The organism is Acinetobacter sp. UBA5984 (assembly GCF_002429925.1).
Lineage (GTDB): Bacteria > Pseudomonadota > Gammaproteobacteria > Pseudomonadales > Moraxellaceae > Acinetobacter > Acinetobacter variabilis.
Map to the genome: position 1 here is coordinate 1 of NZ_DJBE01000057.1, position 12,557 is coordinate 12,557.

A 12,557-nucleotide genomic window follows, 5' to 3' on the forward strand; every position below is an offset into this window, starting at 1 on the left:
ATCTCTATTTGCAACAGTGCCCCCTTAGCAATGGCAGCTATAGTTCAGTTCATTGGGAATAGAAATGAACAAGCAGAAAAAGTGGCTGAAAGCCTAAACTTATTTCCTGTACCTGCCACAGCCCTAGTTTTGTTTATCGTCCTAGCATCAGTTATGCCTCAAATTGGGCTTGCAAAAAGTGCAGCTCTTCAAGCTTTACCAATTTATATTTCTTTTGCCATTATTGCTCCATTCGTGGGTTGGATAATTGCTCGTATTTTTCGATTAGAATCTGGCTCTGCTAGTGCTGTGTCCTTTTCAGCATCATATAGAAATTCATTTGTTATTCTTCCATTAGCTTTTGCAATTCCGGGAAGTATGCCCATAATTCCTGCTGTAATCTTGACTCAGACTATCGTTGAACTATGCTTTTTACCAATCTATATTCGTCTGATACCTCGACTATTCAAAACCTAGAGATTTAAACATTTAAGTAGTTGTTATAGTTAGATAAAAGTATTCAGAAGCCCACGCTTACATCGAGTAATTTAATAAAGGGGGGGGAGCTAGCTCCCCCCCTCTTTTATTCATTTGCTAATTAAAACTTACTCGCAACTTGATATGTGATGAATGAAAAGATGTAGGCTAATGCAAACAAATAAGTTGCCATAATGATGGGCTGTTTCCAGCTGCCAGTTTCTCGTCTAATTGTTGCTAACGTAGCAAGACAATGGGGAGCAAAAATAAACCATACCAATAATGATAAACCTGTGGCTAACCCCCATCCATCCGGGCCTGAAATTTGACTTAACAGACTTTGAGTTACTGTATCTTCATCACCTGACATCGCATAAATCACCCCAAGAGCAGCAATTACAACTTCCCTTGCTGCCATAGCAGGAATGAGTGCAATACATATTTCCCATGTAAACCCAATAGGCGCAAATATAGGATGAATTAAATGTCCTAACTGACCAGCTAAACTATAGTTAATGGCCGGCATGCTTGCATTATCTGGTGGTTGAGGGAACGTGACTAGCACCCATAACAAGATAGACAGTGCGACGATAATGCCACCAACTCGTTTTAAGAAAATAGTTGCCCTATCATATAAGCCTAATGCAATATTTCTAATATCTGGAATTCGGTATGTGGGAAGTTCAAAAATAAAAATACTTTCAGTTTTATCTTTTCGAACCAACTTCAGAAAGACTGAAACTAATAACGCTGAGACTATTCCCGACATATAAAGACCAAAAAGGACTAATCCTTGCAGACTTAACCAGCCGTAGATTAATTGGTTCGGAATAAATGCCGCGATCAATAAAGCATATACTGGCAATCTTGCTGAACAGGTCATCAAGGGTGCAATCATAATTGTTGCTAATCGGTCCCGTTCAGAGCTGATACTTCTGGTTGCCATAATTCCGGGAATCGCACAAGCAAAACTGGATAGCAGAGGAATAAATGAACGGCCGCTAAGCCCGGCTTTAGACATTAATTTATCTAAAAGAAATGCTGCTCGGGGTAAATAGCCTGACTCTTCAAGCATTAAAATGAAGAAGAATAAAATCAAAATCTGAGGCATATATGCAAGCACGCTACCTGCACCAGCAATTACCCCATCCACAACCAAGCTTTTTAATAGAGGATGTTGGATTAGTGGTCCAATAAAATCACTGAGCCATGCGACAAAATTTTCAATGAATTCAATAAAAGGCGTTGCCCATATAAATACCGCCTGGAACATCACAAACATGGTTAAAGTTAAGATTACTAAACCCAATACAGGATGTAGAAAAATTTTATCTAGAAATGCGGTTCTTTTATCACCACTGTCATTATTTAAAATAACTTGTTTGGTGATTTGTTTGACCTGTTCAAAATGACTTAATTCAGAATGATAAGGAGTAATAAAAAGATTTTTTTGATCTAATTGATTAATTAAATCTTGAATTCCTTTTGTTTTAACTGCGACAGCTTCAACTACAGGGATACCTAACAGTTGAGACAGTTTATCCTTATCAATGGAAATACCACGCTTTTTGACCTCATCCATCATATTTAATACAAGAATCATAGGGCGATTTAGAGCACGAACTTCGAGAACCAAGCTCAAATGTAAGCTTAAATTTGTGGCATCTACAACGCATATAAAAATATCGGGTAGAATTTCACCTTTTAGCTCGCCCAAACAAACTGCCCTGGTGACTTCTTCATCTAAACTACTAGGTTTTAAACTGTAAGTTCCGGGTAAGTCCAATACTCGTATTGCATCACCAGAAGGTAATTTAAAAGAACCTTCTTTTCTTTCTACGGTAACCCCAGCATAGTTGGCAACTTTTTGTCGCGTACCAGTAAGCGTATTAAATAAAGAGGTTTTTCCGCAATTTGGATTACCGACTAATGCAATGTTCTTAATCTTCATTGGATACTAACTCTACAAAAATTCTTTCAGCTTCATTCTTTCTTAATGCGAATCTTGAAGTTTCAATTTGAACTAAAACAGGATCTCCGCCAAAAACACCTTTAGTGAGTACTTGTAGAGTTTCACCCTCTCTAAAACCTAATAGTTGGAGCCGTTCCAATACGGGATCAGTGGTATGACTGTATTGATTACCTTTTTTGAGATCTCTAATTTTGACGATCTGATTTTGTTTAACTTGAAATAGATTCATTTTCGATACTCTTACTTCAAAGCCAAAATCTTTCGAGCACCATTAAGCACGAATAAAGAAACCAGGATGCCAATGATTAAGTCTGGGTAAGCTGATCCCGTCCACGCCACGAGTACACCGGCAAATATAACGCCCATATTTACGACAACGTCATTCGCCGAGAAAATCCAACTGGCTTTCATATGTGCGCCATCTTCTCGATGACCAGAAATAAGATATAAGCATGTCACGTTAGCTATAAGTGCGAGCAGGCCAATAACAATCATGAGCGTTGATTCTGGCTCGCTTCCAAACATGAATCGTCTAATGACATCAATAATCACGATGACAGCAAGTAATAACTGAATCCAACCTGCGAAATGGGCTGCTTTCACTTGATATTTCGCAGCTTTTCCGACGGCATATAGCGCAATACCATAAACGGCTGCATCGGCAAACATATCTAGAGAATCAGCAATCAATCCTGTAGACGCAGCAATAATTCCGCTGATGAATTCTATAAAGAAAAGTAGAGCATTAATGCCTAATAACAGTTTAAGTACTTTAGCTTGTCTCACAGGATCAGGTTCATTAGGTATATCGCCTGAAGAAAGCTGTGTTTCATCAAGTTTCGCCCCAAAACCCAGTCCTTCAAGTTTGGCCGTAATTTGCTGACTCCCTTCATTATGGAAGACTTTCAGTTTTCGATTGGGAAGATCAAAAGTAAGACCTTTAACTGCTTCAATATCTGCAAGAGCCATACGGACCATTTGCTCTTCAGCAGAGCAATCCATTTTAGGAATGGTATAGGTACTTGTTTGCTTAGCTTGTTGATTGCTTATATAAGTTTCAGTCTTCACAAGCTTTGCACCAAAACCCAAAGCTTCAAGTTTGGTAGTTATATTTTCATCTTTTTGATTATGTAGAACCTTTAAAGACCGGTTAGGTAAATCAAAGATGAGTTTTTGAACACCATCAATTGAAGATAGCGCCATACGAACCATCTGTTCTTCCGCAGAACAATCCATTTTGGGAACTAAGTATTCACTCATGTAGTGCGAATCTTTTAAAACGTCTTCAGTGCTTAAATTTTCTTTGGGATCAGAACCACAACAGGATTGAGCGGTATCTTCACAACTGTTTGAAGTGTTACAGCAAGGAGATGAAGATTTTTCTTCTTCCTCTTCACCACAACAGCTAGGCGTATTATCACAATTCTTTGAATTGCTTGCTTCTGCAATTGATGGATGATTTTCTTGTTGAGATTTCTTATCTTCGCATGGTGTTTCTTTACTACATCCACAGCCACTCATAGTTATACCCATTAAAAAAATTTATAAACTTTGAATATTAGAATCCCTATAGTTACTATAGAGTCAAGATTTTTTGGAAATACCAACTCAATGCATTTAAAAATTGGTGAACTCTCTAAAAAAACCTCATGTTCAGTATTAACAATTAGGTTTTATGAAAAGGAAGGTTTAATTCCGGAACCCGAAAGAACGGAAGGAAATTACCGCCTTTACGATATAGGCTATGTTGAGCGAATTAAGTTTATTTTGAATTGCCGAACTTTAAATATGAGTTTGAATGAAATTCGTCAATTACTCACCTATAAAGATAATCCCAAGAAAAATTGTTCAGATGTGAATGAATTAATTGACTTACATGTCAGTGCTATCAGAGAAAATATAATCAAGCAACAAAAGCTTATTGAACAATTATCTGATTTAAGAGGTACTTGTGATGGTTTATGTACAATTGACCAATGTGGAGTTCTAAAAAATCTAGCTTGATTATCTAGACCTATGCTTTTTNNATTGGTGTTTTAAATACAGATTTGTGTATGAAGAGAAAAACATTTCTAATCCAGATATTGGTACTCTTATTCACATTCCAGAATATTTGGAGTGTGGCAGAGGCTGCGTGTCTGCATGAAATGCCAAACATACCCAATTCAATACTCTCTAATCCAATCGATTTAGACGAAAAGAGTGATAGTCCTCGTCAAGCACTTTATTCCCTAGAAAACTATAAAGAAATCTATGACTATTGTCAGAAGGTTTGTTTTAACGAAAAGTGCAGTCATTTCTCAAATACAATCGTGATTCAGATTGACCCACCCGATGATCTGAAGCTTAAAGCTAATTTTGAGACCGGCATTACCCCAACTTATTTGGGAATAACTTTTTATAAACCCCCTTATCTGGATCAATTAACCCCGCCTCCCGATTTGCCCCTACTATTGGTGGGGTAGTCTTATAAAAGCCCACCACTCCTAATTTCATTATGCGTGGGGCATTTTCATGTCAAAAAACAAATTACATCAGGATACCTCCATCCTGAATTTATCCTGGTCAGCCTTAGGTAGCGGTATCTTGCTATCTGCAATGATCAGCTTCAGTACTTCCGTAGTCGCCAGTACTCAAGATTTAACGCTGCAGCAAGCTATTGAGCAGGTTAACCAATATCAAGCGTCCCAAAATTTCTGGGAAACGCAAAACAGCATTAATGCCACGAATCTTCAGCAAAGTAAGCTGTTTAAAAATCCTGAACTGTCAGTTGAACAAACGGGATTTGGTTCAAATAATGAAAAAGAGCTTACCATTGGCATATCACAACCCTTGGATATTTTTGGTGAGCGAAGAGCAAACCAAAAATTAGCCAGTCTCTCTACAGATAAAACAGCGCTGAAACAGAAGATTTATCAAGCACAAATTGAGCTTGCAGTGAAATATGTATGGTCACAACTGGCCATTGCTGAACTTGAAAAAAACATTGTCAATGAACAACTTCGGGTGAGCCAAGAAAACCTTCAAGCAATCGAAAAGCGCTTTAATGCAGGCAGTATTGCCCAAGTAGATGTAAATCGCGCACGTTTAAGCCATGCTGAAAATATCCGTCTTTTTAGACAGGCAGACTTACAGGTACAAGTGGCCACCCAACAATTATCAAATTTATGGGGTACGTCTGATAAGTCATTGCAGGTAAACCTCTCTTCACAAAAGCTCTGGCCAAAATCGACTCATGAACAGGTTCAAGAATATTTAGCGGAAAACTACGTTGAGAAATATCGAGCTTTACTGGTATTAGAGTCTCAAGCAACGGTTGATCAACTAAGGGCAAAGGCACGTCCTAACCCCACTTTAAACCTAGGTGTCAACCGCACCCAATCCTTGGAAAACTCCACACAAAATCAATTAGTAGTCGGAGTCAGTGTACCGCTTAATATTTTCGATCGTCAGCAAAATGGCATAAAAATCGCGCAAGAAAAAATGAACTTATTAGAGCGTCAGAAAGAGTTTTATCTGAAGCAAAATGCGCTGCAAATAGGCACAATTTTAACCGAGTTGCAGGGTTTAGAGCTGCAATTCAAAGTCGTTGACGAGACTCAAATTCCTTTGGCGACTCAAGTTCAAAGTAAGACGCTACAAGGTTTCTTGGCAGGCAAGTTTGCTTTAACCGATGTTCAGCAAGCCACGCTTCAATTACAAGACATCCGTCTGCGTAAAGTCCAGTTGTTACGGGATGGCTGGCAAAAGGCCATTGAAGCAGAAAGTTTGAGCTTAGGCATTAGCCCAAGTGAAGTCATGTCGAAAGATGCTATTGCACAAATCAATCAAAACTTATGGCAAGACATACAGGCCATGCCTGTCATTGGTGGGGGAAATTAACATGTTCGATCTTAAAAACAGCTTAAAAAAACAGAGCGGAAAAATCTCTCAACCTCTACTGATTAGTTTGGTTATCGGCGCTACCGTACTCCTCAGTATTTTTTTGATCTTAACTGGTAAGAATAAATCGGAAACATCAGATGAACATGCAGAGGAAGAAAGCGGAGAAGAACATGGCGGTGAAACCGAAGAGCATGCAGAAGGTGTGAGCCTGACTGCCAAGCAACTGGTGGAACAGGGCATACAATTATCAGCGGTCGATCAAGGCCCGGTGGTTAAATTAAGTTCTTATCCTGCCAAACTGAATGTGAATACTGACCAGCAAGCGCACGTCTCACCGAGTTTTAGTGGTCATGTAGAAAATGTCTATGTAGAACTCGGTCAAAAAGTTCAGAAAGGACAGCCTTTGGCTGCGTTGCTTGTTCCTGATCTAGTTGATCAGCAGGCCAATCTTAAAATTGAACAAACCAACCTTGAACTGGCGAAACAAGACTATGATCGTGAGCGTCAGCTTTGGTCACAGGGCATTTCAGCAAAACAGGACTATCAACGTGCTTATAACAGCTATAAACGGGCACAAATTCAGGTTCAAGCGGCCCAATCACGTTTAAGTGCATTTGGTGCAGTGAATGCCAGTAACGGACGCTATATTTTGAAAGCTCCCATTTCTGGCGTGATCAGTAAAAAGGATTTGGTTCTCGGGGAAAATGTTCAGTTAGCCGATCAACTCTTTACGATAGACCGGTTAGATCAACTCTGGCTTGAGTTTATTGTTCCAAATTCTGAAATTATGGGCTTAGCCCCGAATCAAAAGATCGAATTTAAATCCTTGCAAACAGAAAAGGTTTATCAAGCTGTTATTCAGACTTTAAATACTGAAGCGGATATTCAAACAGGTCGTCTTCAGGTGCGAGCAAAAGTTGAATCGAATGCAACCGAATTACGTCCAAACTTGATGGTGAACGTACAGTTGCAACAACGGAGTGAAAGTACCGCATTACGGGTACTTAAGTCCGCAGTTCAGAATGTCGATGGAAAAGATGTGGTTTTTGTCGCCACTCAGCATGGACAAAAAGTTGAATTCAGTCCGCAACCTGTGAAATTAGGGCAATCATCTGGGGAGAGCCAATGGATTGAAGTGGTGAGTGGGCTTAGTCAGGGACAAAAATATGCCGCTCAAGGCAGTTTTTTACTGAAATCCGAGCTGGAAAAAGGAGAGGCTTCACATGAGCACTGAAACTCCTCAAATTCCAGACCACGAATCGGTAAAACCTGAAGGACTGTTTGATCGACTGATCCAGTTTTCTATCCATAACGCAATCTGGGTCATGCTGTTTATTGCGGCTTGGATTGCTATTGGTATTTATAGTTATCAAAAGTTACCGATTGATGCTGTACCAGATATTACCAATACTCAGGTGCAGATTAACACTTCAGCCAATGGTTTTACGGCTTTAGAAATGGAACAGCGGATTACATATCCAATCGAGAATGCCATGTCAGGCATGCCGAAAATGGAACAAACCCGTTCGATTTCACGCTACGGCTTATCGCAAGTGACCATCATTTTTGAAGATGGCACGGATATTTACTGGGCCAGACAGCTTATCAACCAGCGCTTGCAAGAAGCAATGGGAGAAATGCCTGAAGATGTGCAACCTAACATGTCGCCTATTTCGACAGGTTTAGGTGAAATCTATCAATGGGTGATTAAAGCCGAACCAAATGCTAAAAAGCCGGATGGAACCCCTTATTCGGCGATGGATTTACGTGAAATTCAGGATTGGATTGTAAGACCGCAATTACAGCGCGTAAAAGGCGTTGCGGAGATCAACAGTATCGGTGGCTTTAATAAAACCTATGTGGTTGCCCCTGATCTGAACCGATTGCAACAATTGCAAATTCCTTTGTCTGATTTACAAACTGCCTTAACAGAGAATAATGAAAACCGTGGTGCTGGCTATATTGAGAAAAATGGACAACAGCTAACGGTTCGTGTTCCCGGCACTTTAAACACGATTGAAGATATCCAGAACATCAGTATTGCCAATAAAAACGGCTATCCGATTCGGGTGGCAGATGTCGCCAATGTCTCAATTGGTCATGACTTGAGAACAGGGGCTGCAACCTATAATGGTGAAGAAACTGTATTGGGTATTGCCATGATGATGATGGGAGAAAATAGCCGTACCGTTGCTCAAGCCATTGATGAAAAGGTGCAATCGATCCAGCAATCGCTACCTAAAGGTGTGGTGATTGAGACTGTGTATGACCGTACGCATTTGGTTGATCGGGCGATCAAAACCGTTCAGAAAAATTTGATTGAGGGTGCAATCCTCGTCATTGTTATTTTATTTCTCTTTCTAGGTAATTTCCGTGCTGCGCTGATCACGGCTTGCGTTATTCCACTGTCAATGCTGTTTACCTTGACGGGAATGGCAGAGCAGAAGATTAGTGCAAATCTGATGAGTTTAGGGGCACTGGACTTCGGTATTATTATTGATGGTGCAGTGGTTATTGTAGAAAACTGTATCCGTCGGCTAGCAGAAGCTCAGAAGCTGAAAGGTGGTTTACTTAGCCGTTCTGAAAGATTTAAAGAAGTCTTCTTGGCTGCAAAACAGGCGCGTCGTCCTCTGATTTTTGGACAGTTAATTATTTTGGTGGTTTATCTACCTATCTTTACCCTGACGGGTGTAGAAGCCAAACTTTTCCATCCTATGGCAATGACTGTTGTACTGGCTTTAATTGGGGCCATGATTTTATCTGTCACTTTTGTGCCAGCCGCAGTTGCCCTATTTGTCACTGGAGAAGTCAAGGAAACCGAAAGTCGCTGGATGCATTGGCTTAAAACCAAATATGAACTGCTTTTAGATAAAGCCTATGAGCTTCGTTTATTTGTGACTATTGTGGCTGCCTGTATTTTAGTGCTTACGGGCGTGCTAGCCACTCAAACAGGTAGCGAGTTTGCACCTCAACTGGGTGAAGGTGATTTTGCTGTTCAGCAAATGCGTTCCCCAAGTACAGGGTTAGAACAGTCACTGAGAATGCAGGAAAATACTGAAAAGTTACTGTTGAAAGAATTTCCTGAAATTAAAGCGATCTTTGCTCGTACCGGTACAGCAGAAGTGGCCACAGATGTTATGCCACCCAACATTTCAGATGGCGTGGTACTGTTAAAACCTCATGATGAATGGCCTGATCCAAAACAAACGATTGATGAGCTTCGCCAAAGAATGATTACTTTCTTAGCGACATTGCCGGGAAATAACAGTGAGTTCTCGCAACCCATTGAACTGCGCTTTAACGAGTTAATTTCAGGGGTGCGAAGTGATGTGGGTGTCAAATTATTTGGTGATGACATGGAGATTCTAAATCGCGAAGCGAATAAAATTTCTCAAAAAATTAACTCAATTTCAGGCGCGACAGCCGTTAATGTAGAACAGACCAGTGGCTTACCCTTGTTGAATGTAGAGGTGGATAAGTCCAGAGCTGCACAATATGGCTTGTCGGTAAGAGCAATTCAGGATCTGGTAGCTACAAGTGTCGGTGGCCAGAATGTTGGAACAATTTTACAGGGAGACAAGCGTTTTGATTTTGTCATCCGTCTAGATGAATCCCAGCGTAGTCCTGAACAGTTAGCGGTACTTCCTATTCAATTGCCGAATGGTGGTTTAGTCCAACTGCAAGATGTGGCACGCGTTGAAAATATCCTGGGTATTAATCAGGTCAGCCGTGAAAATGGTAAACGTCGAGTGGTTATTACTGCAAATGTAGAAGGACGTGATTTAGGCTCATTCGTAACAGAGCTTCAGAGCACGTTATCCAAACAGGAATTACCAAGCGGTTATTGGATAGATTATGGCGGTCAATTTCAAAATCTGATGTCTGCAAAAGCGCGTATGCAATTGGTGGTTCCGCTCGCATTGTTGACGATCTTTATTTTATTGATGGCTGTATTCCATAATATCAAAGAAAGCTTACTGGTCTTTAGTGGTGTACCGTTTGCCTTATGTGGAGGCTTAATCGCGTTGTGGTTGCGTGACATTCCATTATCCATGTCAGCAGGGGTTGGCTTCATTGCACTATCGGGGGTGGCTGTACTGAATGGCTTAGTCATGCTCACCTTTATCAAAGAGTTGCGACAACAATATGACCTTTATTATGCAACGTGGCAGGGTGCAATTTTGCGTCTTAGACCTGTGCTGATGACCGCTTGTGTGGCGTCCCTTGGGTTTGTCCCGATGGCTTTGGCAACCGGAACTGGGGCAGAAGTACAGAGACCTTTAGCAACAGTGGTTATTGGAGGAATTATCTCCTCTACCCTGCTTACATTGGTTTTATTGCCCGTACTGTACCGCTGGATGAATGAAAAGAAAGTTTCTTAATCCAATAGATTAGTCGATTTACAGCAGAGATATTGGCTGTTATCCAATATCTCTGCTCATCATAAATAGAATAAGGAAAATATTTTATGTCAGAACATCATGATCATAGCCATGCGGTTGTTACTGAAGAAAATAGTAAGAAGTTAATGGTTGCCTTAGGTTTAACGACTACTTTTTTAATAGTAGAAGTTGTCGCTGCTTTTATTACCCAAAGTTTGGCTTTGTTATCTGATGCAGCTCATATGTTTACTGATGTAGCCGCTTTAGCTATTGCTCTTGCCGCTATCAAAATTGGTAAAAAAGCCGCAGATGATAAAAGAACTTTTGGCTATCAGCGATTTGAAATTTTAGCGGCTCTGTTTAATGCGGTGATGCTTTTTGTGGTAGCAATATATATTGTATATGAAGCTTATCAACGTTTTACGAACCCTGCTGAAATTCAAAGTGTTGAAATGATGATTGTCGCGGTCATTGGTTTGGTCGTAAATTTGATTTCAATGAAAATCCTTTCTGCTAGTGCTGAAGGAAGTCTAAATATAAAAGGTGCATATTTAGAAGTTCTTAGTGATGCTCTAGGATCGATAGGCGTGATTATCGGAGGAATAGTTATTTATTTTACCCAGTGGATGTGGGTTGATACCGTAATCGCTGTGTTAATTGGCTTCTGGGTCTTACCTCGAACTTGGATTTTATTAAAACAAAGTATTAATATTCTGCTTGAAGGAGTTCCTGATGAGATTGATATTGAGTCGTTAAGAAATGATTTATTGAAGCTAGAGGGCGTTGAAGGGATTCATCAGTTGAAAGTCTGGGCTATATCCTCAAAAAATATTCATTTAACTGCTCATTTGGTTGCTCCGAATAGCAATACAGATCAACTCTATCAAAAGGCCTTAGAAGTTCTAAAACATAATCATAATATTACTGAAATTACGTTACAAATAGAAAGTAAGGAATGTAATACATTGGAACAGCATAAACATTAAAGTGCTGCTCTTTCTACATAATGGACAGATGACTAGGCTGATAAACCTTACCATTTTCCTGTATTACACTTCTATTTATCACACGCACTTTAAACACCATCCTGAGACATTTTAAAATTACAAGAATGTAATTTATGAGTCCTCTGGGTGTTAATTCTTTAAAGTTAGAATATCTAACAAGTATTAAATGAGAGTAAATAAACATGCTATTCAAAAATAAATTTTGTACTAAATTACTGTTAATTAGTGCATTCTTTAGTATCGCAAGTTTTAGTTATGCAGATGGCGGCTTGTTATTTCTTGAAAAGAATTTAAAAGCTTCTAAAGTTGAAAATTCTAAACAAAAACAAGTTAAAAATAATGAATCAAATGAATCAAATGAATCAAATGAATAGTTGGGTTGCATAAATAAATCAATTAGACTTATTCATTCAGCAATATAATTCCTGAATGAATAAGTTTATAACTAAAACCGGCTTTGTTGCATAAACATTCAAAAGCTGAGTTTTCCCCAATCCATTCAAATTTAAGTGACAACTTGGGTGTGAGGTCTACCTAATTCCGTAAATCTATTCAGAACTGCCACACGCGCATGAACTTCATTGACCTGACTTTGAAAATGTCTTGCCGTCAGCTTATCTCCTAATAATTTGATGCAATGCATCTTGGTTTCCACCAAACTGCGACGGTGATAGCCCGACCATTTTTTCCATAGGGTTCTGCCTAAATGCTTAACCGTTTGAAGTAACTCATTTCGTTCTATTGAACTGATTTTAGAATCTTTCCAGGGCTTGGCATTCTTCCTGGGTGGAATTACGGCACTGTTGCAAATAACCACGAATGGTAAGCTGAAGGGCACTGTTGCAAATAACCACG

12 protein-coding genes are annotated in these 12,557 nt (G+C 39.6%); 8 read left to right on the forward strand and 4 right to left on the reverse strand.

Annotated features, from left to right (window positions below; genetic code table 11):
* Nucleotides 1-456, forward strand: a 456-nt coding sequence (locus B3J29_RS09705) for a bile acid:sodium symporter (protein ID WP_286965175.1), incomplete at its 5' end; no start/stop codon positions are given.
* A gap of 121 nt (nucleotides 457-577) precedes the next feature.
* Here the strand turns inward: B3J29_RS09705 and feoB are convergent.
* Genes feoB through B3J29_RS09720 form a run of 3 tightly spaced genes read right to left on the reverse strand, consistent with a single transcriptional unit; the run spans nucleotide 578 to nucleotide 3,949 of the window.
* Nucleotides 578-2,407: a ferrous iron transporter B gene (gene feoB, locus B3J29_RS09710; RefSeq protein ID WP_004281858.1), complete on the reverse strand. Its 1,830-nt coding sequence runs from the start codon at nucleotides 2,405-2,407 to the stop codon at nucleotides 578-580.
* Nucleotides 2,397-2,657, reverse strand: a complete 261-nt coding sequence (locus B3J29_RS09715; RefSeq protein WP_004281857.1) for a FeoA family protein — start codon at nucleotides 2,655-2,657, stop codon at nucleotides 2,397-2,399. Before B3J29_RS09715 ends, feoB begins: the two co-directional genes overlap by 11 nt.
* Before the next feature lie 11 nt (nucleotides 2,658-2,668).
* Nucleotides 2,669-3,949: a cation transporter gene (locus B3J29_RS09720; protein ID WP_010117221.1), complete on the reverse strand. Its 1,281-nt coding sequence runs from the start codon at nucleotides 3,947-3,949 to the stop codon at nucleotides 2,669-2,671.
* Nucleotides 3,950-4,039: 90 nt separating this feature from the next.
* Between B3J29_RS09720 and cadR the strand changes: the two genes are divergently transcribed.
* The 7 genes from cadR to B3J29_RS09755 all read left to right on the forward strand — a co-directional run bounded on the left by cadR (nucleotide 4,040) and on the right by B3J29_RS09755 (nucleotide 12,076).
* Nucleotides 4,040-4,432 carry a Cd(II)/Pb(II)-responsive transcriptional regulator gene (cadR, locus tag B3J29_RS09725; protein WP_004281856.1) on the forward strand — a complete coding sequence of 131 codons (393 nt, stop codon included), beginning with the start codon at nucleotides 4,040-4,042 and terminating at the stop codon, nucleotides 4,430-4,432.
* 50 nt (nucleotides 4,433-4,482) lie between these two features.
* Entirely contained in the window at nucleotides 4,483-4,893 is a 411-nt protein-coding gene (locus tag B3J29_RS09730; protein WP_004733191.1) for a hypothetical protein, read from the forward strand.
* A gap of 49 nt (nucleotides 4,894-4,942) precedes the next feature.
* Nucleotides 4,943-6,310, forward strand: coding sequence for a TolC family protein (locus B3J29_RS09735; protein WP_004281854.1), 1,368 nt, complete (start codon nucleotides 4,943-4,945; stop codon nucleotides 6,308-6,310).
* A gap of 1 nt (nucleotide 6,311) precedes the next feature.
* Nucleotides 6,312-7,547, forward strand: a complete 1,236-nt coding sequence (locus B3J29_RS09740) for an efflux RND transporter periplasmic adaptor subunit (protein WP_004281853.1) — start codon at nucleotides 6,312-6,314, stop codon at nucleotides 7,545-7,547.
* Nucleotides 7,537-10,695 carry an efflux RND transporter permease subunit gene (locus tag B3J29_RS09745; RefSeq protein ID WP_004733184.1) on the forward strand — a complete coding sequence of 1,053 codons (3,159 nt, stop codon included), beginning with the start codon at nucleotides 7,537-7,539 and terminating at the stop codon, nucleotides 10,693-10,695. The genes B3J29_RS09740 and B3J29_RS09745 overlap by 11 nt, the downstream gene beginning before the upstream one ends.
* 86 nt (nucleotides 10,696-10,781) lie before the next feature.
* On the forward strand, nucleotides 10,782-11,681 hold the full coding sequence (locus B3J29_RS09750; protein WP_004733183.1) for a cation diffusion facilitator family transporter: 900 nt from the start codon (nucleotides 10,782-10,784) through the stop codon (nucleotides 11,679-11,681).
* 203 nt (nucleotides 11,682-11,884) lie between these two features.
* A complete protein-coding gene (locus tag B3J29_RS09755) occupies nucleotides 11,885-12,076 on the forward strand; it encodes a hypothetical protein (RefSeq protein WP_004812236.1) in 192 nt (63 codons plus the stop codon).
* Between the two features lie 131 nt (nucleotides 12,077-12,207).
* Here B3J29_RS09755 and B3J29_RS09760 read toward each other — a convergent pair.
* On the reverse strand, nucleotides 12,208-12,557 hold a 350-nt coding region (locus B3J29_RS09760; RefSeq protein WP_349677409.1), incomplete at its 5' end, for a transposase.

What these genes read in the sequence shown, in the direction of transcription:
- B3J29_RS09755 (WP_004812236.1), top strand. Translation starts at nt 11,885, where the DNA reads ATGCTATTCAAAAATAAATTTTGTACTAAATTACTGTTAATTAGTGCA.
- B3J29_RS09750 (WP_004733183.1), top strand. Translation starts at nt 10,782, where the DNA reads ATGTCAGAACATCATGATCATAGCCATGCGGTTGTTACTGAAGAAAAT.
- feoB (WP_004281858.1), bottom strand. Translation starts at nt 2,407, where the DNA reads ATGAAGATTAAGAACATTGCATTAGTCGGTAATCCAAATTGCGGAAAA.
- B3J29_RS09745 (WP_004733184.1), top strand. Translation starts at nt 7,537, where the DNA reads ATGAGCACTGAAACTCCTCAAATTCCAGACCACGAATCGGTAAAACCT.
- B3J29_RS09740 (WP_004281853.1), top strand. Translation starts at nt 6,312, where the DNA reads ATGTTCGATCTTAAAAACAGCTTAAAAAAACAGAGCGGAAAAATCTCT.
- B3J29_RS09730 (WP_004733191.1), top strand. Translation starts at nt 4,483, where the DNA reads ATGAAGAGAAAAACATTTCTAATCCAGATATTGGTACTCTTATTCACA.
- B3J29_RS09735 (WP_004281854.1), top strand. Translation starts at nt 4,943, where the DNA reads ATGTCAAAAAACAAATTACATCAGGATACCTCCATCCTGAATTTATCC.
- B3J29_RS09715 (WP_004281857.1), bottom strand. Translation starts at nt 2,657, where the DNA reads ATGAATCTATTTCAAGTTAAACAAAATCAGATCGTCAAAATTAGAGAT.
- B3J29_RS09720 (WP_010117221.1), bottom strand. Translation starts at nt 3,949, where the DNA reads ATGAGTGGCTGTGGATGTAGTAAAGAAACACCATGCGAAGATAAGAAA.
- cadR (WP_004281856.1), top strand. Translation starts at nt 4,040, where the DNA reads ATGCATTTAAAAATTGGTGAACTCTCTAAAAAAACCTCATGTTCAGTA.